The 24,103-nt window shown below is 67.2% G+C and carries 34 protein-coding genes and 1 tRNA gene; 12 read left to right on the forward strand and 23 right to left on the reverse strand.

The annotated features are described in order from the left end of the window. Window positions 1-2: 2 nt before the first annotated feature. From pqqB to ABD255_RS23920, 6 genes are all read right to left on the reverse strand, one after another. Window positions 3-881 (reverse strand): pyrroloquinoline quinone biosynthesis protein PqqB, encoded by an 879-nt coding sequence (gene pqqB, locus ABD255_RS23895; protein ID WP_344217594.1) that lies wholly within the window; start codon window positions 879-881, stop codon window positions 3-5. After that, on the reverse strand, window positions 878-1,954 hold the full coding sequence (gene pqqE, locus ABD255_RS23900) for a pyrroloquinoline quinone biosynthesis protein PqqE (RefSeq protein ID WP_344217596.1): 1,077 nt from the start codon (window positions 1,952-1,954) through the stop codon (window positions 878-880). Before pqqE ends, pqqB begins: the two co-directional genes overlap by 4 nt. After that, entirely contained in the window at window positions 1,951-2,256 is a 306-nt protein-coding gene (pqqD, locus tag ABD255_RS23905; protein ID WP_344217598.1) for a pyrroloquinoline quinone biosynthesis peptide chaperone PqqD, read from the reverse strand. The genes pqqE and pqqD overlap by 4 nt, the downstream gene beginning before the upstream one ends. Continuing rightward, window positions 2,199-2,888 (reverse strand): pyrroloquinoline-quinone synthase PqqC, encoded by a 690-nt coding sequence (pqqC, locus tag ABD255_RS23910; RefSeq protein ID WP_344217600.1) that lies wholly within the window; start codon window positions 2,886-2,888, stop codon window positions 2,199-2,201. Before pqqC ends, pqqD begins: the two co-directional genes overlap by 58 nt. A 138-nt stretch (window positions 2,889-3,026) precedes the next feature. Further along, window positions 3,027-3,125 (reverse strand): pyrroloquinoline quinone precursor peptide PqqA, encoded by a 99-nt coding sequence (gene pqqA / locus ABD255_RS23915; protein WP_344217602.1) that lies wholly within the window; start codon window positions 3,123-3,125, stop codon window positions 3,027-3,029. Window positions 3,126-3,294: 169 nt separating this feature from the next. Then, window positions 3,295-4,314, reverse strand: coding sequence for a YeiH family protein (locus ABD255_RS23920; protein WP_344217604.1), 1,020 nt, complete (start codon window positions 4,312-4,314; stop codon window positions 3,295-3,297). A 159-nt stretch (window positions 4,315-4,473) separates the two neighbouring features. On the opposite strand from ABD255_RS23920, the gene ABD255_RS23925 reads away from it, so the two are divergent. After that, a complete protein-coding gene (locus ABD255_RS23925) occupies window positions 4,474-5,247 on the forward strand; it encodes a GntR family transcriptional regulator (protein ID WP_344217606.1) in 774 nt (257 codons plus the stop codon). Here the strand turns inward: ABD255_RS23925 and ABD255_RS23930 are convergent. Beyond that, the gene (locus ABD255_RS23930) at window positions 5,244-6,176 is read right to left on the reverse strand and encodes an MBL fold metallo-hydrolase (RefSeq protein WP_344217608.1); all 933 of its coding nucleotides are present in this window, start codon (window positions 6,174-6,176) and stop codon (window positions 5,244-5,246) included. The genes ABD255_RS23925 and ABD255_RS23930 overlap by 4 nt on opposite strands. A gap of 117 nt (window positions 6,177-6,293) precedes the next feature. On the opposite strand from ABD255_RS23930, the gene ABD255_RS23935 reads away from it, so the two are divergent. Both ABD255_RS23935 and ABD255_RS23940 read left to right on the forward strand, forming a co-directional pair. Continuing rightward, window positions 6,294-7,175: a LysR family transcriptional regulator gene (locus ABD255_RS23935; protein ID WP_344217610.1), complete on the forward strand. Its 882-nt coding sequence runs from the start codon at window positions 6,294-6,296 to the stop codon at window positions 7,173-7,175. Next, complete coding sequence (locus tag ABD255_RS23940; RefSeq protein ID WP_344217611.1) at window positions 7,172-8,044, forward strand: serine hydrolase; 873 nt, start codon at window positions 7,172-7,174, stop codon at window positions 8,042-8,044. The genes ABD255_RS23935 and ABD255_RS23940 overlap by 4 nt, the downstream gene beginning before the upstream one ends. A gap of 1 nt (window position 8,045) precedes the next feature. Here the strand turns inward: ABD255_RS23940 and ABD255_RS23945 are convergent, their stop codons facing one another. After that, entirely contained in the window at window positions 8,046-8,435 is a 390-nt protein-coding gene (locus ABD255_RS23945) for a RidA family protein (protein WP_344217613.1), read from the reverse strand. 78 nt (window positions 8,436-8,513) lie between these two features. Between ABD255_RS23945 and ABD255_RS23950 the strand changes: the two genes are divergently transcribed. Continuing rightward, the gene (locus ABD255_RS23950; protein WP_344217615.1) at window positions 8,514-9,221 is read left to right on the forward strand and encodes an ArsR/SmtB family transcription factor; all 708 of its coding nucleotides are present in this window, start codon (window positions 8,514-8,516) and stop codon (window positions 9,219-9,221) included. Window positions 9,222-9,283: 62 nt separating this feature from the next. After that, window positions 9,284-9,514: a hypothetical protein gene (locus ABD255_RS23955; protein WP_344217617.1), complete on the forward strand. Its 231-nt coding sequence runs from the start codon at window positions 9,284-9,286 to the stop codon at window positions 9,512-9,514. 193 nt (window positions 9,515-9,707) lie between these two features. On the opposite strand, the gene ABD255_RS23960 is transcribed toward ABD255_RS23955, so the two are convergent. From ABD255_RS23960 to ABD255_RS23980, 5 genes are all read right to left on the reverse strand, one after another. After that, a complete protein-coding gene (locus ABD255_RS23960) occupies window positions 9,708-9,836 on the reverse strand; it encodes an ANTAR domain-containing protein (RefSeq protein WP_344217887.1) in 129 nt (42 codons plus the stop codon). Window positions 9,837-9,845: 9 nt separating this feature from the next. After that, window positions 9,846-10,379: a GAF domain-containing protein gene (locus ABD255_RS23965; RefSeq protein ID WP_344217618.1), complete on the reverse strand. Its 534-nt coding sequence runs from the start codon at window positions 10,377-10,379 to the stop codon at window positions 9,846-9,848. Between the two features lie 412 nt (window positions 10,380-10,791). Beyond that, window positions 10,792-11,454 (reverse strand): anti-sigma factor family protein, encoded by a 663-nt coding sequence (locus tag ABD255_RS23970; RefSeq protein ID WP_344217619.1) that lies wholly within the window; start codon window positions 11,452-11,454, stop codon window positions 10,792-10,794. Further along, window positions 11,451-11,960 (reverse strand): sigma-70 family RNA polymerase sigma factor, encoded by a 510-nt coding sequence (locus ABD255_RS23975; protein WP_344217620.1) that lies wholly within the window; start codon window positions 11,958-11,960, stop codon window positions 11,451-11,453. Before ABD255_RS23975 ends, ABD255_RS23970 begins: the two co-directional genes overlap by 4 nt. Before the next feature lie 85 nt (window positions 11,961-12,045). Then, entirely contained in the window at window positions 12,046-12,537 is a 492-nt protein-coding gene (locus ABD255_RS23980; protein WP_344217622.1) for a DoxX family protein, read from the reverse strand. 275 nt (window positions 12,538-12,812) lie between these two features. Here ABD255_RS23980 and ABD255_RS23985 point away from each other — a divergent pair. Then, window positions 12,813-12,885, forward strand: a tRNA-Lys gene (locus ABD255_RS23985). Between the two features lie 50 nt (window positions 12,886-12,935). Continuing rightward, window positions 12,936-13,259, forward strand: coding sequence for a hypothetical protein (locus ABD255_RS23990; protein WP_344217624.1), 324 nt, complete (start codon window positions 12,936-12,938; stop codon window positions 13,257-13,259). Window positions 13,260-13,333: 74 nt separating this feature from the next. Here the strand turns inward: ABD255_RS23990 and ABD255_RS23995 are convergent, their stop codons facing one another. Continuing rightward, on the reverse strand, window positions 13,334-13,996 hold the full coding sequence (locus tag ABD255_RS23995) for an ArsR/SmtB family transcription factor (RefSeq protein WP_344217626.1): 663 nt from the start codon (window positions 13,994-13,996) through the stop codon (window positions 13,334-13,336). A gap of 110 nt (window positions 13,997-14,106) precedes the next feature. Here ABD255_RS23995 and ABD255_RS24000 point away from each other — a divergent pair, with 110 nt between their 5' ends. The 3 genes from ABD255_RS24000 to ABD255_RS24010 all read left to right on the forward strand — a co-directional run bounded on the left by ABD255_RS24000 (window position 14,107) and on the right by ABD255_RS24010 (window position 15,933). Continuing rightward, window positions 14,107-14,460, forward strand: coding sequence for a cupin domain-containing protein (locus ABD255_RS24000; RefSeq protein WP_344217628.1), 354 nt, complete (start codon window positions 14,107-14,109; stop codon window positions 14,458-14,460). Window positions 14,461-14,607: 147 nt separating this feature from the next. Continuing rightward, window positions 14,608-15,087 carry an SsrA-binding protein SmpB gene (gene smpB / locus ABD255_RS24005; protein WP_344217630.1) on the forward strand — a complete coding sequence of 160 codons (480 nt, stop codon included), beginning with the start codon at window positions 14,608-14,610 and terminating at the stop codon, window positions 15,085-15,087. Window positions 15,088-15,297: 210 nt separating this feature from the next. Continuing rightward, on the forward strand, window positions 15,298-15,933 hold the full coding sequence (locus ABD255_RS24010) for a histidine phosphatase family protein (protein ID WP_344217632.1): 636 nt from the start codon (window positions 15,298-15,300) through the stop codon (window positions 15,931-15,933). A gap of 177 nt (window positions 15,934-16,110) precedes the next feature. On the opposite strand, the gene ABD255_RS24015 is transcribed toward ABD255_RS24010, so the two are convergent. Continuing rightward, window positions 16,111-16,674 (reverse strand): dihydrofolate reductase family protein, encoded by a 564-nt coding sequence (locus ABD255_RS24015; RefSeq protein ID WP_344217634.1) that lies wholly within the window; start codon window positions 16,672-16,674, stop codon window positions 16,111-16,113. 194 nt (window positions 16,675-16,868) lie between these two features. Between ABD255_RS24015 and ABD255_RS24020 the strand changes: the two genes are divergently transcribed. Next, window positions 16,869-17,222 carry a VOC family protein gene (locus ABD255_RS24020; RefSeq protein ID WP_344217636.1) on the forward strand — a complete coding sequence of 118 codons (354 nt, stop codon included), beginning with the start codon at window positions 16,869-16,871 and terminating at the stop codon, window positions 17,220-17,222. Between the two features lie 9 nt (window positions 17,223-17,231). Here the strand turns inward: ABD255_RS24020 and ABD255_RS24025 are convergent, their stop codons facing one another. The 5 genes from ABD255_RS24025 to ABD255_RS24045 all read right to left on the reverse strand — a co-directional run bounded on the left by ABD255_RS24025 (window position 17,232) and on the right by ABD255_RS24045 (window position 20,234). Then, window positions 17,232-17,726 (reverse strand): hypothetical protein, encoded by a 495-nt coding sequence (locus ABD255_RS24025; protein WP_344217638.1) that lies wholly within the window; start codon window positions 17,724-17,726, stop codon window positions 17,232-17,234. After that, entirely contained in the window at window positions 17,726-18,031 is a 306-nt protein-coding gene (locus tag ABD255_RS24030; RefSeq protein ID WP_344217640.1) for a hypothetical protein, read from the reverse strand. The genes ABD255_RS24025 and ABD255_RS24030 overlap by 1 nt, the downstream gene beginning before the upstream one ends. Then, window positions 18,031-19,401 carry a hypothetical protein gene (locus ABD255_RS24035; protein WP_344217642.1) on the reverse strand — a complete coding sequence of 457 codons (1,371 nt, stop codon included), beginning with the start codon at window positions 19,399-19,401 and terminating at the stop codon, window positions 18,031-18,033. The genes ABD255_RS24030 and ABD255_RS24035 overlap by 1 nt, the downstream gene beginning before the upstream one ends. A 168-nt stretch (window positions 19,402-19,569) precedes the next feature. Beyond that, window positions 19,570-19,698 (reverse strand): hypothetical protein, encoded by a 129-nt coding sequence (locus ABD255_RS24040; protein WP_344217643.1) that lies wholly within the window; start codon window positions 19,696-19,698, stop codon window positions 19,570-19,572. A 137-nt stretch (window positions 19,699-19,835) separates the two neighbouring features. Further along, window positions 19,836-20,234 carry a VOC family protein gene (locus ABD255_RS24045; protein ID WP_344217645.1) on the reverse strand — a complete coding sequence of 133 codons (399 nt, stop codon included), beginning with the start codon at window positions 20,232-20,234 and terminating at the stop codon, window positions 19,836-19,838. Between the two features lie 88 nt (window positions 20,235-20,322). Here ABD255_RS24045 and ABD255_RS24050 point away from each other — a divergent pair, with 88 nt between their 5' ends. Continuing rightward, the gene (locus ABD255_RS24050) at window positions 20,323-20,838 is read left to right on the forward strand and encodes a tetratricopeptide repeat protein (protein WP_344217647.1); all 516 of its coding nucleotides are present in this window, start codon (window positions 20,323-20,325) and stop codon (window positions 20,836-20,838) included. Here the strand turns inward: ABD255_RS24050 and ABD255_RS24055 are convergent. From ABD255_RS24055 to nhaA, 3 genes are all read right to left on the reverse strand, one after another. Further along, window positions 20,820-21,419: a dihydrofolate reductase family protein gene (locus tag ABD255_RS24055; RefSeq protein ID WP_344217649.1), complete on the reverse strand. Its 600-nt coding sequence runs from the start codon at window positions 21,417-21,419 to the stop codon at window positions 20,820-20,822. The two genes, ABD255_RS24050 and ABD255_RS24055, sit on opposite strands and share 19 nt — an antisense overlap. Before the next feature lie 61 nt (window positions 21,420-21,480). Beyond that, on the reverse strand, window positions 21,481-21,936 hold the full coding sequence (locus ABD255_RS24060) for a rhodanese-like domain-containing protein (protein ID WP_344217651.1): 456 nt from the start codon (window positions 21,934-21,936) through the stop codon (window positions 21,481-21,483). A gap of 249 nt (window positions 21,937-22,185) precedes the next feature. Then, entirely contained in the window at window positions 22,186-24,102 is a 1,917-nt protein-coding gene (nhaA, locus tag ABD255_RS24065; RefSeq protein WP_344217654.1) for a Na+/H+ antiporter NhaA, read from the reverse strand. Window position 24,103 lies beyond the last annotated feature (1 nt).

Here is a 24,103-nt window from a genome sequence, read left to right on the forward strand (position 1 = left end):
CCTCACAGTTCGAGGGCTGTCCCGTCCGGTGGGACTTTCACTCCTGCCGCCCTGATCCCGGCGTACTGCACGGTCGCCGGGTTCAGGGCGGGGTTGGTGTTGTTGAGATGGGTGTAGGACCAGGCCGTGCCGGGCTGGGCCGCGCTGAGCTTGCGGATGTGGTCGAGGCTGGCCTCGATCGGGAGATGGCCCATCACCGTCTGGGCCTTCGAGGTGGCGTCCGCTTTGGCTGCCAGCTCGCCGCCGTCGTAGAAGGTGCCGTCCAGCAGCACGTACGCCGCGCCGTCGACGAACTCGTCGAAGCCCTCCGGCCATGAAGCCAGGCAGGGCGCGTAAACCAGCACTCCCCCGGTGGCGGGGTCCTCGAACCGGTAGGCGACCACCCAGGGACCGGCCGCGGCGCCGGTAACGTACTTCGGCTGCTTGTTGCTGACAGCAAGTACTTTCACGCGCAGGCCCCCGACGTACTGGTCGGAGTTCACCGTCGACCAGGTCCACGCGCCGTACCTGCCGACCATCGGCCGAACGGCGAAGTCGTCCCGCAAGGCAGCCAGTACTGCGGGCGGCGCGTGCACATCGAGTCCGGCGCCTTCGCGCAGCATCATCAGGCCGAGCGTGTGATCCAGCTCGGCATCGGTCAGGAACACGCCCCGGATCGGCGTCTCCCGCAGTCCCGGGCCGGCTCGCAGTACCGGGGTGGCGAGGATCTGCGTCCTGATGTCCGGTGAGGCGTTCACCAGATACCAGTTGCTGCCGTCCGCGCTGATCGCCAGGCCGTCCTGGGTCCGCGGCGGCAGTGTCGGATCGGCGCAGGTCGCGCAGGCACAGTTCCATTGCGGGAAGCCACCACCAGCGGCCGTCCCGAGCAAGATCACCTTCATCGCCGGGGACCGCGCATCAGGAACTCAGCCTGCTTCTTCGGGGTGCCGAGGATCAGGTCGACCAGAGCACGATCCGGCGACTTCTTGCAGACCGGATCGGTGGCCGCGCCGTCGCCGGTGAGCAGGAAGGCCTGGCAGCGGCACCCACCGAAGTCGAGTCCGCGGCGATCGCAACTGCGGCAGGTGTCGCTCATCCAGTCCTCACCCCGATACGCGTTGAACGACTCGGATCCGTACCAGATCTGGTGGAGCGGTGTGAGGGCCGCGTTGTCGAGGTTCAGCGTCTCGATCGCACCGGCCGCCGGGCACGGCAGTACGGTGCCGTCCGGCGCGATGGTCAACTGCCGCGCACCCCACCCGTACATGCACGGCTTCGGATACTCCTCGTAGTAGTCGGCGATGACGTAGATGACCTGCATCTGCCCCTTCAGCCGATCGATGGCAGCCCGTACGACGGGTTCGGCGGCCGCGAGTTGTTCCCTGGTCGGCATCAACTGGTCCCGGTTGCGGAGCGCCCAGCCGTAGTACTGGGTGTTCGCGAGCTCCAGGCGGTCGGCGCCCATCTGCTCGGCGAGCGCGATGATGCCGGCCAGTTGGTCGTGGTTGGCCCGGTGCAGGACCACATTGACGCTCAACGGCAGACCGGTCTGCTTGATCAGCTCGGCGGCGGCAAGCTTGTGGTGGTGGGCTCTGGTGCCGGCGATCTTGTTCGCGCGTTCGGCGTCGGCCGCCTGCACCGAGAGCTGGACGTGGGACAGCCCGCGGTCGACCAAGTCGGTCAGGCGCTCCTCGGTCAGGCCGAGTCCGCTGGTGACGAGGTTGACGTAGGCACCGAGGTTGGCGGTGTGCTCGATCAGCTCCGGGAGGTCCGGCCGGCCGAGCGGTTCGCCGCCGGAGAAGTGCACCTGGAGCACGCCGAGCTCGCGAGCCTGGGTCAGGATGTCCTTCCACTGCTCGGTGTTCAACTCGGCGTCGCGAGTCAGGAGCTCGAGCGGGTTGGAGCAGTACGGGCAGTGGAGCGGGCAGCGATGAGTCAGTTCGGCGGTCAGCCCCAAGGGCGCGTCGGCGGTCATGTCCACTCCACCACCTGACGGTCGGCCAGCCGGGTCAGTACTTCGAGGACCTGGCCGGCCTGGACCCCGTCGTACTGGTTGCTGAGAGCAACCGTGATGTCGTCGACCGTGCTGGATCCGTCGCAGAGTCGGAGGATTGCGGTCGCAGTGGGGTTGGGGACCAGAACGCCTTCGGGGTAGAGCAGGACCTGAATGTCGCGGGTGTGGTCGTAGGTGAGTCGCACGCCGCGTCTCAGCCGGGGCTTCACTGCTTGGCCGCCGCTCGCTCGATCGCATCGAGCATTGACCAGAGCACGTCGCACTTGAAGGAGAGCGCGGCGATCGCGGCGTCCTGCTGCTCGCGGGTAACGCAGTGCTCCACCACCAGGTCGAGCGTCGCCTGACCCTCGCCCGAGACCGCGTCGATCCGGTTGGTGAAGTAGGCGAGATCCTCGGTCCGGATCCAGTCGTACGCCGCGAGCATGTCGACGACGCGCTGCTTCATCAGATGGCCGGCGAACATCTCCGTCAGACCGGACGCGACTGCCTCGACCCACGGTCTGGTCCGGGCGAAGTTCACGTACGCGTCCACCGCGAACCGTACTGCGGGCGCGAGATGGCGCTGGTCGAGCACTTCCTCGCGGCTCAGACCGACCGCCTCGCACAAGCGGAGCCAGCGCTCGAGGCCGCCGTCGGTCTCGGTCCTGCCGTCGTGGTAGACGATCCGGTCCAGCCACTGGCGCCGGACCTGCGGCAGCGGGCAGTTGCTGATGATCGCCGCGTCCTTCTGCGGAATCATGCTCTGGTAGTACCAGCGGTTGGCGGCCCAGATCCGCAGTTCCCGCTCGTCCAGGTCCCCTTCGTGCAGGCGCCGGTGAAAGGGATGCGTTCCCCAGTAGCGATGCGACAGCCCGCGCAATGCGGTGCTGAATTCATCGGCATTCAGTCTGGACACACGCGCCTCCGCTTTTGAACGTCAGCAATTTGAACGTCGCAAATGGAACCTGCCGGAAATGCGGCCCATCGGACGGAACTATTCCCGGCGTATTTCGCGACTCGGGCGGGGCTGCGCGGCCCCGCCCGAGCCGCGGGGTCAGTCGACCCGGGCGGCGTAGGAGGTGACCTCGGTCGGCGTCTCGAACTCGACGAAATCAGGGGCGATCCAGGCTTCGCGCTGGGCAGTTTCCACCATGGTGTACTCCTTGCGATCGTGACGGGGGGCGCCGTCATCCGATACCCGGCCCGGCAGAACCGGGAATCTGCAAGATAGGACTTACGAAGAGACTTTTACTAGTGCCGTCTCGCCCAATGAATGATGTTTTGTCAGGTAAACGTTGGAATTCACGACCTGACAACTCTGCTCAGAGCGTTCCGGTCGCCCATTGCAGCGCGAGGCTGCTGAGCGCCACCGAGATCCACAGGATCGCGCCGAGCAGAAGCGGGCGGACGCCCGCGCTGCGGAGTTCGGCGGGGCGCAGCGAGAGGCCGATGCCGACCAGGGCGCTGGTGATCAGGAACGTACCGAGCAGCGAGAGATTGGGCTGCCAGCCGGAGGGGATCAGACCGGCGCTGCGCAGACCGGCTGCGGCGATGAAGCCGAGCAGGAAGAGCGGGACCATCCGGCGCCACGGCAGACCCTTCGTGGCGCCGACCGACACGTTCGCCCGGGCCTCGCGACGGGACTTGAGGATCACCAGGCCCAGCACGATCGGAACCAGCATCAGCGACCTGGTCAACTTCACCACCAGCGCCTGATCGCCGGCTTCCGGCCCGTAGGCGTAGCCGGCGGCAACCACCGACGAGGTGTCGTTGATCGCAGTACCGGCCCAGAGCCCGAACGATTCGGCACTCAACCCGAGCAGGTGCCCGAGCGGCGGAAAGGCGAGCACGGCCACCACGTTGAAGGTGAAGATCGTCGCCATCGCGTAGGCCACCGAGGACCGCTTCGCCCCGATCGCGGCCGTCGCCGCGGCGATCGCCGAGCCACCGCAGATCGCAGTACCGACGCCGATCAGCGTCTGAGTGTCACCCCGTACGCCGAGCAGCCGCCCGAACAGCCAGGCGCCACCGAGAGCGACCGCCAACGTCCCGAGCATCACCGGCAAGGACCCGCCACCGACACGAACCACCTGCTGCAAGGAGAGCCCGGTCCCCATCACCACGATCGACACCTGCAACAGATGCCTCGACGCGAAGTCGTACCCCGGCCGGCATCCCTCGCTCCGCACGACCGGCACCAGCAGGCCGACCAGGACGCCCAGCACGATCCCGAAGACAGGCCCGCCCACCACCGGCACCAGCCGGCCGAGGGGCACCGCGACGGCCGCCAGCAACAGCACTACGACCAGACCGGGCAGCCGATCCGTCCACCGGAACTTCATGGGAGTGGCGTCTGCCGCTGGAGGAGTCTCGGCCGCGGCCGGTGACCTAACCTCTGTGTGCGGCATGAGCCGGAGCCTCCTTGGCTTAAATGTGCGTACATTTAAGTTAAGAGATGACCGGACATTTGGCAAGAATCGAGACCTGGGAGTCGACCACCGATGAGCGAGCGCAAGCTGGATCGCAGCGGCGGGCAGCCGTTGTGGAAGCAGCTGCAGCACGAACTGGTCCGCCGGTTGCGGGCCGGGGAGTTCGACGACCTCTTCCCCGGGGAGCTCGCGCTGGTCGAGGAGTACCAGGTCAGCCGGCACACCGTCCGGCAGGCCCTCGGCAAGCTCCGCGCCGACGGCCTGATCGTCGCCGAGCGCGGCCGGCAGCCCCGGGTGGCCACCTCACCCGAGATCCGCCAGCCGATGGGCGCTCTGTACAGCCTGTTCTCGTCCGTGGAGGCGTCCGGCCTGGCGCAGCACAGCGTCGTACGGGCGTTGGACCTGCGGGCGGACGGCGTGATCGCCGGCAGGCTGGACCTGGAGGCGTCGATCCCGTTGGTCTATCTGGAGCGGGTGCGGTTCGCGGGCGACGAGCCGCTCGCGCTGGACCGGGTGTGGCTGCCCGCCTCCCTGGCGAAGGGGCTACTGGACGCCGACTTCGGCCACACCAGCCTCTACAACGAACTGGCGGAGCGGACCGGGCTACGGCTCGACCACGGCCGCGAAGACATCCGCGCGGTCAACCCGACTCCAGCGGAACGCGCTCTGCTGCATTGCCCGGCCGACGCCGCCGCCTTCTCCATCAACCGGCTCGGCCACGCTCAAGGCCGCAAGATCGAGTGGCGCCACACGGTCGTCCGCGGCGACCGCTTCGCTCTGGCCGCCGAGTTCTCCGCCCACCAGGGCTACCGCCTGACGCCCGCCACGACCACCGGCACTGTCTAGAGAACGATCGATTCCAGGTGATCGACCTTCACGAAGGATGAACCGGCGGCAGCAACCGAGGCGCGCAGCTTGTCCAGACCACCCCAGTCCACCGCCGGCTTGTCCAACGGGTAGTCGAAGTTGTCCCAGTGGGTGGCGATCACCGTCTTGACCGGCTTGATCGTCTGCAGCAGCCGATCGGTCACGCCCGGCTCGCCACCCGGCGCCGCCAGCACCACGTCGACCTGCAGGTCGCGAAGAGCGTGCGGGTCGAAGCCCGCAGTACTGAGGCTGAGGATGCGCAGACCGCCGATGGTGATCACATAGGCAAGCGTGCCGCCTTCGACCAGGTCGGCGATCGTCCGCGGCCGCTGCGGTACCGCACCGGGCCGCGTGCCGGGGAACGCGAACTGGTGCCGCTCGCCGCCACACGAGTGCAACGACCGGAACACCTCGACGGTGAATCCCTTGAACGGCAGGTACTCCCCGCCCGTCACCTGTGACAACTGATCCGCGGGCGCCCGCAAAGCCCTGAGCAGGTTGAGGTGAGTCTCGTTGCCGAGCACGGTCGCCTTGGTCTTGCGCGCGACGTACGGCACGTCGGGCAGGTGGTCGTAGTGCCCGTGGTGCACGAGGATCGCGTCGGCCGTGCTCACGTACCGGTCGATGACCTCAGGCTTGCTCACCAGCCGCGTCGTAGGGTCGGCACCCTCCGGCTCATACGTCCCGGTCTTGAACCGAGTCAGCCACGGATCAGTCAGTACTACGTACTTCCCACACCTGATCTCCCAGGAGTGGTTCCCCCACCAGGTGAACTTCACCGGCTCCCGCGGGCTTTCGACTGCCTGCTGGTTGTCTGCTGCGGCCGCGTTCCGTAGGCCGGCCACTCCCACCGCGCCCGCCACCGTGGCCGTCGCTCCCGCCAGTACACCTCTTCGACTCAGTGTCACACCGTCTCCTCGTCTCGTCTGTGGAACCACAGTCAAGGTGAGCGGCTGAACCGATGTCGAATATGCTCTTACATATGTGCCGATCCTCTGGTGATATCGCCGCAGGTCAGCTGGGTCATGCTGACTGAGCGCTACCTGCAGATCTTTGTCGCCCTCGCCGACGAGCAGCACTTCGGAGACGCGGCCAGGGTCATCGGAATCACCCAGCCCCCGCTCTCCCAGGGACTGCGCCGGCTGGAAGCCTTGGTCGGCGCCAAACTCTTCGAGCGGGGCCCGGGCGCGGTTGAGCTCACCCCGGCCGGCGTCGCCCTCCTCCCCCACGCCCGCCGCGCCCTGAACGCCATCGACGAGTTCCACCACGCAGCGAGCACCCAGGATCCCGAAGGACCCGAGATCCGAATCGGGCTGGCTCCAGAGGTGCCCGCCTCCGTCGGCGCCGCAGTAGCAGCCGCCTGTGGCGCGGCAGTTCGCGGCAGCCGAGTCACCGCGGTCTCCGCGCCGACCAGCTCGCTTGTCGCTCAGGTATCAGCCGGGCGGCTCGGACTGGCCGTAGTACTGCATCCGGCTGTGTTGGACGGATTGGAAGCCGGGCCCGTCACCCTGCTGCCGACCTGGGCACTCGTCCCCACCTCGCTCTACCCCGACAACGACGAACCCCTGTCGCTCCGCAAGCTCGAAGGCCTGCCGGTAGCCGTGCGGCCGCGTGCAGAGGCTCCTGCGGCTCGGGACTTGTTCCTAGACACGTTGGCCCTCCATCGCCCCGGTGGCGGCACAGTGGTTGTCACTGACGAGCGAGCCGGCCTTGCGATGGCCGCAGCCGGGCAGGCGATCGTCGTCACGCCAGACCCGTCGCTAGCCGCCGCAGGCGTCGGACGGCATCGCCTGATCGACGACCCGCTCCCCATCCGCCTCCGCCTCGTCTGGCCGCAGTCCCGTACTCCGAACGCGCTCCCGGCCGAGGTCATGTCCCAGCTCAGCCAGGCCCTGGTGGCCCCGTGAACGCCAGGATCCGGGCGGTGTTCGACGACGCCGGTGCGCGCGGCTGGTTGCATGCCGTCGCCCTGGACCGCCCGGACGACACGGTCGACCTCGATCCGGACGTCGTCGTACCGATGGGTTCTGTCTACAAGCTGCCGCTACTGGCTGCGTTCTGCCGGCTGGTGGACGACCAGCAGCTCGACCCACGTGAGCAGGTCACGCTGCAGCCAGCGGATCGCATAGCCGGCCCCACTGGACTATCGATCCTCATGGACCCGGTGACGATGTCCCTGCGCGACTTGGCCGTCTGCATGATGACGCTGTCTGACAACGCGTCCGCCGATGCGCTACTGCACAAGGTGGGCGTCAACAGGCTGGCGGAGCTGCTGCTGACCTTCGGGCTCGAGCACACACGCGTACGGCGTGGTGCTGCGGGGAACTTGGGCGAGCTGCTGCGGAGGGCTGGTACGGACGACCTGGACGCGGCGTTCGCAGTACTGGCTGACAACGATCGGACCGATCCGGCCGGGGTGTATGACGCGGCAACCATGTCGGCCGCCTCGGCTCGGGACATGACGAAGTTGCTGGCGGAGTTGTGGAGCGGGCGGCTGTTGTCGGCGGAGCAGACCGCGTTCGCGCAGAAGGTGATGGAGCAGCAGGTGTTCGCGCATCGGATCGCGGCGGGATTCCCGCACGACGGCGTACGGATCGCGGGGAAGACCGGGACCTTCGGAGCGCTGCGGCACGAGGTCGGGGTGGTGACGCTGCCGGCCGGCGATGCGTACGCGATCGCCGTTTTCACGCACGCGGCGCGAGGTGATCGACGACTGCCGCGAGTGGACGCCGCCATCGGCGAGGCCGCCCGGCTCGCCGTCGATCACCTTCGCTAGCTCAGTCCGCGACGACCGCGTAGGCCTCGATCTCCAGCAGGGCGTCCGGGCTGAAGAGCGCGACCACCTGGACCGCAGTACTGGCGGGTGGGTTGGCGGTGTCGATGTGCGCGTCGCGGGCGGTCCGGACGTGCGGCAGGATCGCGATGTCGGTGACGTAGAAGTTGAGTTTCACGACGTCGGCGAACGTCGCACCGGCCGCCCGCAGGCACTTCTCGAGATTCGCGAACACCTGTTGCGCCTGCGCTGCCGGATCGCCGACGCCGACGAACGTCCCCTCGGCGTCGAGCGCGACCTGTCCGGCGATCGCGACCCAGCGGCCGGGCCCGGACACCACATGGCTGTAACCGTTGCCCGGGGCGACACCGTCGGGATTCAGGTGGGAGAGCAAGTGGAACCTCCAACGGGCTTGTTTTGTTGACCTTATCGTTCGGTCCGCGCCGAACCGTCGGGGAGGCAGGATGGGGGTATGAACACGTCGACGGAAGGGCAGGAGCTCGCCGCCTGGGCCAAGATGCTGGCCGACTCGACGCGGGCGACCGTGTGCCTCGCGCTGCTCGACGGACGCGCCTGGACCGCGACCGAACTCGCCAGGCTGGCAAGGGTTTCGCGGCCGACGATCAGCGAGCACCTCAACCTGCTGGTGGACGGCGGGCTGCTCAGCGAAGTACGGCAGGGGCGGCACCGCTATGTGAAACTCGCCGGCCCGGAGACGGCCGAGTTGCTGGAAGGACTCTCCGGACTGGCTCCGCAGCGTCCGGAGGTCGCGACCAGTCTGGCGGCGGCGAGCAAGCGAGACGCTTTCGCGCGGGCGAGAACCTGCTACGACCACTTCGCCGGCAAGCTGGGCGTGGCGTTGACGGACGCGATGACGGAACGTGGCTTGCTGGACTGGGCCGATGGCGTCGCGCTCACGCCGGCCGGGTCTCAGTGGCTGGACGAACTCGGAGTCGTGGTGGAACCTCGGCGCGGGCGGCCCGCAGTACGGGCTTGTCTGGATGTGACCGAGCGGCGGCCGCATCTGGCCGGTGCGGTCGGGGCCGCTCTGTGCGCTCACGCCTTGCAGCAGGGATGGGTGACGCGGATCACTGGCGGGCGAGCGCTGAAAGTGACTGACGCGGTCGGAACTCTCGGGCTTCCGGTCGGCGTAGTGCGAGAACTTCTCGCCAGAGCGTGAGATTCGGTCCACGAACACGCCGCCGATGGGCAATTGTCGGCGAGAGCGCCTAGCCTTCGCCCATGACTGGTTTTGAGCCCGACACCGAGGTGGTGTCCCGTCTCGCGTTGCCCGGCCACGTGATCGTCCATGCGGATGGTCAGTGGCGGCGCGGCTGGCTGATCGGCCGCGAGCACGAGGAGACGGGATGGATCGGCCTGGTGCAGTACGAGGGCGACGACGGTATCGAGCGGACGGAACGTCTGCCGGCGAACCGGATCGCGCTGCCCGAGCCGGACCGACCGACTGAGTAAGCGTCGTAGGAGGAACGACCACTGAGAAGGCCCCCGGAGCGATCCGGGGGCCTTTCTGGGTAACGACGGAGTCGGGCGCCTCGGGCGACAGACGAGAAGCCCGCCCCAGGCCCTTCGGGCGGTTGACCTGGAGCGGGATCCTCAGTGGCGTTACACACGGTGTATCGTTCGTCACCCCAGCAGCGTTACAGATTCACGAAAGATTCCTGGTCGCGATCAGCTTCTGGGCCACATCGCGGAGCTTGGTGTTGGTGTCCTGGGAGTAGCGGCGCAGTACTGCGAACGCCTGCTCGTCGGTCAGGTCGAACCGCTCCATCAGGATTCCCTGCGCCTAGCCGATCAGCTTGCGCGCGTCGATCGCCAGCCACAGGGTGGACTCGTTCCGGGCGTTCGCGACCGCCACCGCGGCGTGGTCGGCGACGACATGGGCGACGGCAAGGTCCTTGGCCGTGAACCGATCCACCTGCCGGCCGTACAGGTTCAGCGTGCCGACCGTCGTCGTCGGCGTCCGCAACCGGACGCTCAGCGCGCTGCGCACCCCGATCTCGGCGACCTGGGCCGACCAGGCCGGCCAACGAGCGCGGGTATCCCCGAGGACGACGCCGCTGGTCCCGTCCTGGACAGCGGTGTGGCTGGGTCCGTCGCCGGTCTCGACCTGCAGCCGGTCGGCCTCTTCGGCGAGGGCATCCGTCGCAGCGGCCGGCTCCAGCCGCCCACCACGATGAACCAGTACTACGCTCGCGTGGCTCGCGGCGAGCGTCTCCTTGACGTACTCCAGCAGCCGCTCGGCGGTCTGCTCGACATCAGGTTGTTCATGCAGGACCAGCGCCAGCCGGGCCAGGTCCTGGGCCAACTCGTCCTTCACTCGGTGGCTGCCGAGCGGGGAAGAAAACTTCTCACCGGGGTGCGTCCTCGGGGTCGGTAGGTCATCGCGGGTGGCATGCTGCGCCACCGGCTGACTTCCCAACCGAGTCGGAATCCTATCGCCTCGCCCGGAGTGGATGCGGCCCCGGTGCACGTCTCTGAACACCGGGACCTGGACTGACCGGCCTCTCGAGCGACCGGCCCTCCTTGCTGGTCAGGTGCCCGAAAGATCTGGGGCCAATCAGCTTTTCGGCGCCGGCCGACCACGGATCGTTGCTGACCGCCCGATTCGCCGGAAGCGCGCTAACCCACCCCGCACGGGCCTGAACTGCTCCGAACGCCGGATCGCCGGACCGCCGGATCGTCGCGGGCCGCGGCGGCAGCGGCGGCCGCGGCGGCCGCACCGCCGTCGGTTAGAAGCGCACGGCGAGCAGGATCCGGCCCGACTCAGCGCCGCGGATGTCCAGCCCTTTGATCTGGTTGCGGTGCAACTTCGTGGTGGTGGCCGGCTTCACCGTGGTACCGGGTGCGGCCGTCCAGCTCGCGAGCAGCGTCGCCTTGCCGGCCTCGTCGGTCACGTACAGCTCGTATCCGCGAGCCCGCTCACTCGGCGTCGCCAGTTCGTCGTACCGGCAGCTGATCTCGATCGTCGTACCCCACGGCTCGTCCACCAGCCGAGCGTCGGCCGTCAACTTGCTGGCGACCGTCTGAGTGAGCACCACCGTGTCACCCTGCGGCGTGTCGTCGGTCAAGCTGCCCGTGACCACCCCGCCGGCCACAGCCGCGGTGGCCGCGACTCCCGCCACCACAGCGGCCAGCCGGAATCTCCACTGGCGGCGCTCCCGTTGCACCTTGCGCACCAGGCCCGGCAGCAGATTCGGCGGGGTGGCCGCGATCGTGGCCATCGCCCGGTCGTCCGGCAACACCTTGAGCGTGCCCGGTACGCCGGCCAGCGACGCCACCTCCGCCGAACACTCCGGACAGGTCTTCAGGTGCTCCTCGTAGTCCCGCCGCTCCTTCGGCGACAAGGCTCCGAGCAAGTACGCCGCGTCCCACTCCCGGTAGGGATCGCTCATTCCTTCGTCACCCCCCTCTCCTGCAGCGCGAGCTTCAACGCCCGCAGCCCGTAGTGCAACCGCGACTTCACCGTCCCCGGCGGAATGTCGAGCTCCGCCGCGATGTCGGTGACGGTACGGCGGCCGTAGTACGCGCGGACGATCACCTGCCGGTGGTCATCCGACAACTGAGCCAGCGAATCCGAGACCAGCCACGCGTCCAGTACCGCGTTCGCGTGGTCCGCGCTCGGCCGCTCCGGCAGATCGTCGCTGGCCACCTCGCGGGTCACCCGGGCGCTGCGCCGATCGTCGATGACGAGATTGCGCGCCACCGTGAACAGCCAGGCCCGGGCCCCCGCCTCATCCTCAGTCAAAATCTGCGGCCGCCGCCACGCCCGCAGCAGAGTCTCCTGAACGACGTCCTCAGCCAGCCGGTCGTCCCCCGTCAACCGAACCACAAACCGCCACAACGAAGGCGCATGCACATCGTGCAACTCCCGCAACAACGCCGCACGATCGTCGGCCATCGCACTCCTTCGCTCGGTGGTCCATCATCCTGCGGCGGTCTCAGGGTCACAACCGATCAGCTCGGGTTCACCGACCAGCTCGCGTTCACTGATCGCTCCCGTTCACCGACCAGCTCGCGTTCACTGATCGCTCCCGTTCCCGATCAGTCAGCGGCAGCCGCGAACTCCCTCCCCCGCTCCGCCTCCCGCCGAACACCGCCATCCGCTCCACCGCCCACGCCCCAGACCCCAGAAACCCAATCAACAAAAAGGCAAACGAGAACAACGCCGCCTTCTCCCCACCGTTCTCCACCGGCAACAACGCCCCCGCCTGATGCACGCTGAAGTACGCATAAGCCATAGACCCCGAACACACCAACGCCGCGTATCGAGTCCCCACCCCCAGCATCACGCACCCCCCACCCACAACCTGAATCCCCGCCGCCCACCACCCAGGCCAAACGAACACTTCCACCCGCTCATCCCCCCACACCCCGAACAACGCAGCGACCCCATGCGTAGCAAACAAAAACCCCACCACAATCCGAAAAACCCCAACCACCTGCTCCTGCCAACGCTCCAACACCCTCACAAGCACTCCTCACAGTGAACGGACGGGTCCACGCACCCCCGGCAGCCACTTCCCCAGCCAACTCCCGACGATGCCCTCACCCCCCACAACGGCCCACCCACCCATCCGGTTCAACCCAAAGTCACCCGCTAATCACCCTCCGAATCCATTGCCTTCCCCGCCCCACCCTGCTACGGCCCACCCCTCCCTCTCCCCCCGTCGCCACGGGCGCAGCCCGTAGGCGCCGGCGTAACCATTTGGCACTCCCACCCCCCGACCTGACACACTGTCCCCACCACCCAGGGCCTCTAGCTCAATTGGCAGAGCAGCGGACTTTTAATCCGCGGGTTGTCGGTTCGAGTCCGACGGGGCCTACGGTGAACAAGTGGCCTCTGATCTGTGCGAACAGGTCAGAGGCCACTCTGTTGAGCGGCGCAAAACCCCGGACGAACGCCACGGTCAACCAGCCGCTCGATCGCTACCTCGCTGAAGCAGACCTCAAGTTCAACACCCTGGACGTCTACCGCGGCTACGCCGAGAAACACATCCGTCCGTTCCTCGGCCAGGAGGCCGTCGCCCTCCGAGCCCAGATCCTCGAAGACACCGTCCGCCGCAACCTCCCCATGCCACCCATCAAACGAATCGCCACCGACCACAACACCTCGGTAGGCACAGCTCAACGGGCCGTCAACTGCAGCCGACTGGGGCCTCGTAGAGCTCAACTCCGGCCGCCGCGCCCGACCGGTTAATCAACTGGGGACGGATCAGTTCGTCGAGCCACCAGGTGCGACTGTGACGTACTTCGGAAGGTGAGCGCTGCCTGCTACGGGCGGGCGATCGGGAGGCGGGCCTCGGCCCACTCGGGGAAGCCGTCTTCGAGGCGGGCTGCGGTTACGCCCTGTTTGCCGAGGGCGCGGACCGCCTGGTCGGCGAAAGCGGAGTACGGGCCGCGGCAGTAGGCGACGACGTCGGTGCCGTCCGGGATGGTCCCTAGTCGTGATTCCAGTTCATTGATTGGAACGGAGATTGCACCGCGGATGTGGCCGGCGGCGTACTCGGCCTCGGGGCGTACGTCGAGCACAACGACGTCGCCGTCTCGTAGGCGGGCCAGGAGGTCGTCGCGGGTGATGGTGGGGAGCGTGCTGCGATCGCCGAGGTAGTCGGCCGCGAGCTGCTCCAGCCCCTCGACGTGCTCCTGCGCTGCCCGTCGCAGGACTCGCCAGAGGTCAGCGACTATCGCGCTGGACAGTGAGTAGTAGATCCGCGTCCCCTCGCGACGTGACTCGACCATGCCGGCGCGCAGCAGGCGCTGTAGATGCTGGGACGTGTTGGCTGTTGTCTGCTGGATCTCATCGGCGAGCTCCTCCACTGATCGCTCGCCCTGAGCAAGAACGTCGACCAGCTCCATGCGGCGCCCGTTGGCGAGCGCCTTGGCCGATTCCGCCAGGGCGTCGTACAGGGCGGCCTTTGCGCGATGATCCGACATCAGCTCGTCACCTCTAGCCACATCCCATTCAAGACCTTCCTTGACAAGCCCCTGACTACCGGCGTTCTATTCAAGTAAATCATTGAATAGAACTGGACGGGGGAGACATCATGTCCGACAAGCAGAACATCGACACCCCGCACGAGAAGCGCCCCTTCAAGGGCCACGGGCATATGAACGTGGTGACCCTGGGCGGTTTCACCCTCGGTCGCGGCGTCTTCGAGCCGGGCTGGCGCTGGTCCAACGACGTCAAGCCGATCGCCGGTACCGACTCCTGCCAGACCCACCACACCGGCATCTGTCTTTCCGGACAGATGGCTATCCGGTTCGACGACGGAACTGAGCTCACCATCGGCTCGGGCGACGTAGTAAACCTCGACCCCGGACACGACGCCTGGACTATCGGCGACGAGCCCTGCGTGGTGCTGGACACCGGCATCGCGGCGTACGCCAAGCCCGCGTAACCCAGCACCTGGCCATCGAGTGATCAAGTGCCCCGCCGGCTGTGGGGCTTATCGACCGGCAGGGGTCTCAGCTCGCGAGCTCGCCGACAGCATCGCAGGATCCGATACCCAATCCCCTGCGGCCGGTTGTCGGGGCAGAATTGCCGGGTGAAGAAGCACGAGGTCGACCCCGTGATCGCGCGGAACCGCAAGGCTGCCCACGACTATCAGTTGGGTGAGTCCTGGGAGGCGGGGATCGTGTTGCAGGGTGCGGAGGTGAAGGCGCTGCGTGCCGGGCGGGCGTCTCTGGTCGGCGGCTTCGCCGTTGTCGAGGACCGGGAGATCTGGCTGCACGGCGTGCACATCCCGCAGTACTCCCAGGCCCGCTGGTTCAACGACGGCTCGCGGCGCAAGCGGAAGCTGCTGCTGCATCGTGCCCAGATCGACAAGATCGAGCGCAAGGTCAACGAGAGTGGGCTGACGATCGTCCCGGTGACCCTCTACTTCAAGGACGGTCGCGCGAAGGTGGAGATCGCCCTGGCCCGCGGCAAGAAGACCTGGGACAAGCGGTACGCGCTCGCCGAGCGCGAGGCGAGCCGGGAGGCCGAGCGTGCGGTCAGCCGCCGGCTGAAGGGTCGCCCGGACTGATCCGCGGTGCGTACGATCGCGCCCATGAGGCCGTGCAGTTCCAGTACGCGCCTTTCGAACAGATCCGCCAGCCCGGCCTCGCGATCCGGCCCGGTGAACACGTAGTCGGTATCGACAACCCAGGACTGCGCAGACCAGCCTCTGCCCCTCACAACGCTGACCGGACGCGCACGTCGGCTGTAACTGGACTGAGCTCCAAACCAAACTGGAATGAGCTTCGTCAGCACGAGCATGATGGGAACAGCGCCGCGCTATCTCTATCTGGCCAGGCACGGTCATGCGTCAGTCGATGAGACTGAACTGTCCGCCGCCGGCCGCCGCCAGTCCGTTCTGCTTGGCGAACGGCTTCGGGAGGCCCCACTGTCGGTCATCCATCACGGCCCGCTTCCGCGGGCTGCACAAACCGCCAAACTGGTCAGCGAGCAACTTGACGGCATCCCTGTGCGGTCATCCGCACTGGCAGGCGACTACGTCCCGTACCTTCCCACGAAACAAGAGCTCCCGCCAGAAATTGCCAGCCCAACACTCGAGCACCTGGCACAGTTTCCACTGGCGGGCAGCCAGGGACTTGCCGAGGCAGCCGTCGCCCAATTCACCGGACCGGTGGACGGCAACGACGCGCGCCACGAACTCGTCATCACCCACAGTTTCCTCATCAGCTGGCTTGTCCGCGATGCACTTGACGCACCGCGATGGCGCTGGATAGCTCTGAACCACGGCAACGCCGCACTGACTGTCATCCGCTACACGCCGAACAAGCCAGCATCGGTACTGATCTACAACGACACGGCGCATCTCCCGAAGGACCTTCGCTGGACCGGGATGTCGCCTGAGCTCCACATCTGAAGGCGATCAAGCGACGGCACCGGACAATGCTGTGTCATGTCGCACGACGTGTGTAGGGCTGGGATGGACCGTTCGTTGCGGCCAGATGGTGGGCAGTCGCACACCGAGCGGCGGTTGCGCACTCAGTGCGAGAAGCTCCTTGGGCGGCCCGAGGACCGGCCGATCGAGGTTGGGTACTCAGCGCCTAGTCTCGTACCTGGTCAGGACCACGCCGTCAGGGAACGTCCGGGTCTCCACCAGGGTCAGGTTCACCCAGTTGTCCAGGGCCGTAAAGAACGGCGTGCCGCCACCTACCAGGACCGGATGGGTGACGATCGCGTACTCGTCGATCAGCCCGGCCCGCATGGCCGCTGCGGCGAGTGTGGCGCCGGCGATGTCCATCGGGCCGCCGTCCTCGGCCTTGAGCCGGGTGATCTCGGTGACCGCGTCGTCGGTGACCAGGCGGGTGTTCCAGTCGACGGTGCTGGTGGTCGAGGAGAACACCACCTTCGGCATGTCCCGCCAGCGGCGGGCGAACTCGATCTCCGCCGGTGTGGCGCCAGGCTGCTGGTCAGCGGTCGGCCAGTGGGAACTCATCGTCTCCCACAGTTTGCGCCCGTACAGCGCCATGCCTGTCGCCCCCACCCGGTCGGACCACCACTGGAACAGCTCGTCGCTCGGTACGCTCCAGCCGAGGTCGTCGCCGGGCGCCGCGATGTAGCCGTCCACGCTCAGGTTCATGCCGAAGCTCAGTTTTCGCATGGTGTCAGCCTCCCCTGAGTCGGTCCTTGGCGTACAGACCGGCACGGCGCGGAAAAGTCATCGGTCAGGCCACACCGAGGCCGGTTCTCCACCACGCCAGGCGGATGTGCGTACGGAAGGGAACATCCACGCCCGGACCCTACTGAGTCCCCGTGCTCATGCGCTATGGCGTGAGCTTGGGTTGTAATGGGTTGATGACAATCGACTTGTTCGCAGGGTTGCCGGTACGCGAGTACGTCGCGGCGGCGGCGTGGTACGAGCGGTTCTTCGGGGCGCCGCCGGCCTTTGTGCCGCACGACACCGAGGCAGTCTGGGAGGTGGCCGAGCACCGCTACGTCTACATCCTGGAGTCGCCGGAGCGGGCCGGACATGGGCTGCACACGTTCTTCGTCAGCGATCTGGACGCGGTGGTCGACGGCCTCAGCGCCCGCGGCATCGAGCCGACCAAGCGCGAAACGTACGACAACGGCGTCCGCAAAATCACCTACCACGACCCCGACGGCAACGAACTCGGCTACGGCGGCGGACCGCTCGAGGCCGACGCCTGAACCGTCGGCTCAGTCCACCAGGTGCTGTGTCAGCGTTTCGTTGAGAAGCGAGGCATGCTCGTCGGGAAGCTGTGAGATGAACGAATCGGCCATCCGATGCCAGTCGTCACCCACGCTCTCGGCGTACTCGGCGGCCTTCGTCAGATGCCAGGCGAGTTTCTCCAGCGCCTGCTCGTCGACCACCGCGGAGCCGTCTGCTGTCACGCCCGGTGTCCCGGAAGCGCCGGCGAGGAAACCCAGCAACGCGCCTGCCGCGGGTAGCGGCGCAAGAAAGTAGAACAAATGCGGGACGGCGTCGTGCGCGCTTGCCAGGTACGCCACGATGCGATCGTCGGCCAGCAGGTGCGCGTCGTCTCGCTCGAGCCCGGGAAAGGCCAAGAAGATCGACCCTTGCAGTTGCCGGGCTTGCGGGCCGGACAACTGCTCACCCCCCAGCAACCTGACGAGTACGGAGACGTCGCGCGCCACGACCATGTCGGTGGGTACGTCGAACTGCCGCAACATCAGAACATCTTTCGCAATTCTTGCAGGGTGATCGATCGCTCCTGATCGCCTTCGAGGACCTTGAAGCGCAGTTCGGCCATCCGCTCCCGGTTGGTCAGGACGCGGTCGACGATCGCGACGATTCCCTTCACCACGGCAGGACCGCCCAGAGCCAGGATCAGGCCGATGAGCAACGGCTCGCGGAACTCACCGGCCGCGGTGGAGGTGACCGGCTCGAGCCGCGCTTCGGCACCGAGGTCGGCCTCGATCTGCTTGCGGAGTTCTTCCAGCAACTCCGGGTCGCCCTCAAGGATCAAGTCGCTCATCAATCCGGCCTTTCCGTCAGTGGGACAAGATGCTTTCCAGCTTGGTCGAGGGTGTGCCCGGTGTTGCCGCGGAGGTACTCCGGGAACAGACAGTCCTCCTGCCGCTTCGGCAGCGGTATCCACCCGTCACACAAACGGGTGGGGTGATAGGGACAGGTGGCGTGCGGGCATGCGGCGAACGGAGGCCTCACCGCGAGCCGGGTATCGGAAAGCAGCTTGCTACGGAAGACCTCCATCAGCAGGGTCCGCACCGACACCCCGAGTTCCTCGGACTCCAGGTCTTTGAGGCTCGGAGACACCTTCACGGTCTGGGCGGCGAGGTTCCGGTCGGGATGGTCGACGAGGACCAGGAGCAGCGGCGGCTGGAATCGTGACAACTCGTCGTCCAGCCTGTCGCCGCCACGACCTGTGTATTTCCACGGAGTCGCCAGGTACTTGTCCAGGAATCCGCCCGTAGCCGGGTCGGCGTTCCACCCGGCGTACCAGCGGACGGGCAGGTGCGGGGTGTTCTCCACCAGCGCTCGGTGGCGTTCGGGGGAAACAACGGCCAGTCGCTCGGGCTCGTCCTTGCGGATGTCAGCCCACTCCTGGTCGACGTCGCCATACACACCTTGCAAGTGGTCGACGAGGAGGGTGCGACTGAAGGCGTCGTCCAGATCGCTGAACAGGTCCGGGCCCTCGTGCAGGATCGTCCCCAGCAAACTGGCGAAGGCGTTGAGCGGCCGAGTGGTGTGGAAGGCAGCCCGCACCATTCTCGGGAGCAGGCGGAGCGCCTGACCATCGGACATGTGCTGGCTGAGGATCGAGAACGCGCGACTGTAACGCTGGCCCTCCGAAAGCCACCGACGGTACGAGCGGCCGCTGCCGGCGCCACCGATCTCCACCCGGTACTGCAGAACCTGGGCATCCTCTTCGACGAGATCGTTCTCGGTGAGAACGCCACGACGCAGGGTGCCTTCGGGAACAGGGGTCAGCCCGACGCCGCGGTCGTTGATCTCGAGGCGCGCCGCGACAGTTCCGAGCATTGACATCATCACGTAGTCGTCGCGGAGCTGCAGGTTCAACGGCAGCTGCCATTCCTGTGGCCGGCCGCGCAACGTGTTCCAGTACGCCCCTATGGGACGAGCCTGCACAGCGGCACGCCGGTAGAGGTTCGGGTAGGCGGCTACTTGGAGGGTATGGGCCCATTCGTGGAAGAACAGTGACGAGTGCAGGTGCAAAGCCACCTGCTCGCGGCGTTCGGCCAGTTCGACAATCTGCTCGCGGGTCAGGGCACCGGCGGGAAGAAGGTCGTTGCTGAGAGCGATTTCGGCTGGTATGCGCAACACCACCATGCCGAGCACCGGATCGGCATACGAGTAGGAACTCATGTGCTGCATAGCTTCCCCCACGAAAACTGTTGCTCTCAGTAAAGCCGACCTTCGGCCAACGTCAAGAGGTCAGCCAGGTTCGAGGCGGCCGAGAACGCGATCGGCGATGTTGCTTAGGGCATCTATGCGGTGGGGTCAGTCGGTCGATGAAGTGTTGGCGTACGGAGGCTACGTGGGGTGGATGAGGCCGGAGATCCAGTTCGGGTGGGGGATCTCGGCGGTTGCGGGGGCGGGAGCGGCCCGGTTGGGGTGGCGTTGCGGGCTGAGGAGTTGCTTGCACTCGGTCAGGTCCTCCACGAGCCGGGCGCCTTGATGAGTTCACGAAGCTTGGCTTCACCGCCTTGAGTCTCACTGGATCGACCGAACTTGTCGACGTCCTCGGTGCCGAGATCCTCCCCAGAGTCCGAGCACCTGCCGGCACGAGGACGTCCTGACTACTTCGCGATCTCCCAGACGTGGCCGGCCGGGTCGGCGAAAGCGGCGGTGCGGATACCCCACGGGCGGTCCATCGGGCCGTTGAGGAACGTCGCGCCGCGCGCGGTCAGTTCGGCGTACAGCTTGTCGACGTCGTCGACCGGCACCGTGAGCTGGAACCGCCGGCCCACCTCGGAGCCGCCGACCGGGGCCGGGGCAATCAGTTCAGGGGCCTCACCGACCGCGAGCAGGTTGATCATCAGGTCGCCGAACTTGAACACCGCGGACGCGTCGTCCTCATACGCGGTCGGCAGCCCGAACACCGCGCTGTAGAACCGCTTGCACTCGGCCAGGTCCTCCACGAACAGCGTGATCGCACTGACCGCTTGCGGCCATCCGGCCCGCACTGACTCACTCATCACCGATCTCCTCCTTGGTTGGATCCTGCGTCCGCCACGTCGGAGCGGTCCCTGCCGGCTCGACATTTCGACCGGGCATGATGGAGGGGTGAGCACAGACCTGACGCCGGAACTGGCCGCGACCATCGAGGCGGCGTTCACCCGGCGGGACCGCGAGAACATGCAGCCGACCATCGATTTCTTCGAGAACCTGCTGGCCGAGCACCCCGGCAACCCGTACGTCCTGTACGAGGTGGGCGGCTCCTACGACACGGCCGGCCAAGAGGAGAAAGCACTCCCGTACTACGAACAGGCGCTGCCCGGGCTGACCGGAGACACCAAGCGGCGCTGCCTGCTGCAGTACGGGAGCACGTTGCGCAATCTCGAGCGGTACGACGAGTCGCTCGAGGTCTTCGGACAAGCCTGCAAGGAGTTCCCCGAGTCGGACTCACTGCGCGTATTCAAGGCGCTGACGCTGCATGCGGCCGGTCGCAAGGACAAGGCGCTCGCCACCCTGCTGCTGGTGATCGCCGACCGCGTCGACAGCGCCGAGATCAAGCGCTACGAGGCCGCCATCCGGGGCAACGCCGAGTACCTCGCCTCCCATCAAGCCTCAGCCGAGTAGTGCAGGCCGACCGCTCCGTGCGCGAGCGTGGTCGTCTCCATCAGCCGCCATTTCGAATCGGGCAGATCGTCGCTGAACAGGCGGAGCCCGCCGCCCAGGATCGTCGGGACCACGGCGAATCGCAGGTCGTCGACCAGTCCTGCTCGCAGGAGCGCCTGGATGATGCTCGCGCTGTTCAGCACGAGGATGTCGCGGCCGGGCGCGGCCTTGAGTTCGCGGACCGTCGGCTCCAGGTCTGCCGCGATCCGGGAGTTCTCCCACTTCGCGTCCGTCAGGGTGCGGGAGAACACCACCTTCTCCACTGAATCGAGCCACTGGCCGAGCGCGCGGGTTCGGTCGTCCGTGGCGGGATCGCGGGTGATGCCGGGCCAGACGCTGGCGAACCCCTCGTAGTTCGTGCGGCCGAGCAGTGCGGTGTCGGCTCCGCGCCAGATCGATTCGAAGTACGCGCCGGTTTGTTCGTGCCCGGCGTGCTCGTACAGCCAGGTGTCGTACTGCGTTCCGCGCGGGCCGCTCGTGCAGCCATCCAGCGAGAGGCTCGTCCACGCGACGACACGGCGTCCGGTTGGCTGGTCGGTCATCTTCGCTCCCTTCCGTCGATGCCGGGTACGTCGGAGCCGACGCCGCGTTCTCGACCGGGGGTCAGCAGGCGCAGGCGATGCCGGTCGGGGCGGTGAGCGGGTCGGACGGGCGGCGCTCGATGCCTGCGGCGGTCTCGACCGGCAGGCCTTCGCGGGACCAGTACTCGAAGCCGCCGATCATCTCCTTCACTGGATACCCGAGCTTGGCGAACTCAAGCGCCGCTCTGGTCGCGCCGTTGCAGCCCGGGCCCCAGCAGTACGTCACGACGGAAACCCCAGCCGGTACTACGGACGCCGCGCGCGCCGCGATCTCGCGGGTCGGCAGGTGGAGCGCGCCTGGTACGTGGCCCTGGTCCCAGCTCTCCTGGCTGCGGCTGTCCACGAGCACCCAGCCGGTCACCCCGGCACCGATGTCGGCGGCGACGTCGGACACGTCGGTCTCGAACGCCAGGCGGGCGGTGAAGTGCGCGATCGCCTCGTCCTGCTTGGCGGGTGAACTCTGCAACACGCTCGACATCCTGGTTCTCCTTCGCGATCACGTACTTGGAGATCCCAGCGTGGCGGAGCCGGCGCGAGCGGAACAGTGGCAGAAATGACCCGCTACAACAAGATTCAGCCAAGGCTGAATCGAACGGGCGGAGCGGGTGAGCCGGAGCGGGACGCGGAGGCGGGAGGCGGAGGCGGGAGGCGGAGGCGGAGGCGGAGGCGGAGGCGGAGGCGGGAGCGGGATGGGTCTGGTGTGTGGGCAGGCGGTAGGGGCAGGGGCTTAGGAGCGAGATCGGCGCTGGACGAGGGGACCTAGGTTCGCGCGGTCTATTTTGGCTCGGGCTCGGGCTGTTTTGATGGCTGTGGTGAGGGTGGCTACGTCGTAGGCGCCGTAGTGGCGTTGGCCGTTGATGAAGAAGGTCGGTGTGCCGGAGACGCCGCTGAGGTCTGCTGATTCGACGTCCTGGGCGACGCGGGCGGCGGCGACGTGGCGTTTCACCTCGTCGTGTAAGCGCGGAACATCCAGGCCTAGCTCCTCCGCATAGCGCATCAGGTCCGTCGGCTGAAGGTTCTCCTGGTTGGCGAGCAGAAGGTCATGCATCTCCCAGAACGAATCCTGTGCGGCCGCCGCTTCGGCGACCTCCGCGGCGATCTGGGCGCGCGGATGCACGTCCGTCAGCGGAAGATGCCGCCACACGTAGCGAAGGTCGTCGTCCTTGAGCAGATCCCGTACTACGGGCTCGGCCAGCCCGCAGTACGGGCATTCGAAGTCGCCGTACTCGACCAGGGTCACCGAGGCTTCGGCTGGTCCGCGGATGTGGTCGCACTCGGGGTCGACGGGATCGGCCAGATCGACGAGTTCCTCCGAGTCGCCGAGCATCGCAATCGCCTTGCGGGCGGGTGAGAGCAGCCGGGCGGCGCGGAAGACGAGCCAGGTCAGCACCGTGGCGGCGATCACCGCCGACAGCAGCCCGAGTTTCGCCTCGACCAGCGCCGGACCCTCGAACGCCAACGTTGCTATCAGCAACGACACGGTGAAGCCCATACCGGCGATCGTGCCGCTGCCGGCCACCGCGGCCCAGCCGACCTGGGGGCGGAACCGCCCGCCGGTGAACCGCGCCAGCGCCCAGGACGCCGTCATCACCGCGACGGGCTTGCCGATGACGTAGCCGAGCAGGATGCCGAGCGTGATCGGAGCGCTGTAGGCCTCGGCCAGGAAGCCCGCGTCGATGGTGATGCCGGCGTTGGCCAGACCGAAGATCGGCACGATCAGGTAGCTGGTCCAGGGGTGGTAGAAGTGCTGCAGGCGCGCGTTCGGCGAGAGGGTCGAGGTCAGCCCCAGCGACGCCGTCCGGGCCAGTTCCGGAGTCGGCTGCTCGCGGAACAACCGGAAGAGCCCGGTCGCCTGCTCGAGCTCGTCACGCCCCGGTGAATAGGCCGTGGCGGTCAGCCCGATCGCCAGGCCCGCGACCACGGGATCGACTCCACTGGTCAGCAGCGCCGCCCAGGTGAGGATGCCGAGGGCAACGTAGACGGCGGCCTGGCGGACTCGCAATATCGCGGCGGCGACCAGCCCACCGAAGGCCACGATCGCCACCGTCAACGGCATGAACTCGATGTTCTCGCTGTAGACGACCGCGATCACGAGCAGCGCGATCACATCGTCGACGACGAAGACCGTCAGCAGGAAGACCCGCACCCGGTCCGGTACGCCGCGGCCGACGAGCGCGAGGAGTCCGAGCGCCAGGGCGGTGTCGGTGGACATCGCGACACCCCAGCCGTGCGCGCCCTCGCCGCCGTAGTTGAAAGCCAGGTAGATCAGCACCGGCGCGGCCATCCCGGCGACTCCGGCCACCACCGGCAGCACGAACCGGCTCCGGTCACGCAGGTCCCCGAGGTCGAACTCGCGCCGCGCCTCCAACCCGACCACCAGGAAGAACAACGTCATCAGCCCGCTGTTGACCCACTCCTGCAGGTCCATGCTGAGCTCACGGTGGCCCAGCCCGATGGACAGGTCGGTGTGCCAGAACCCGGAGTACGAGTCGGGGGCGACGTTCGCCCAGATCAGGGCGAGCACGATCGCGGCCGCGAGCACACCCGAACTGCCCGACTCGGTCCGCAGGAAGTCGCGGATCGGTGCCGCGAACTCGCGGGTCCAGGCGGTCCGGTCGCTCAACCGGCCCGAGAGGTCAGCCATC

The sequence above is a fragment of the Kribbella sancticallisti genome, assembly GCF_039530625.1.
GTDB lineage: Bacteria > Actinomycetota > Actinomycetes > Propionibacteriales > Kribbellaceae > Kribbella > Kribbella sancticallisti.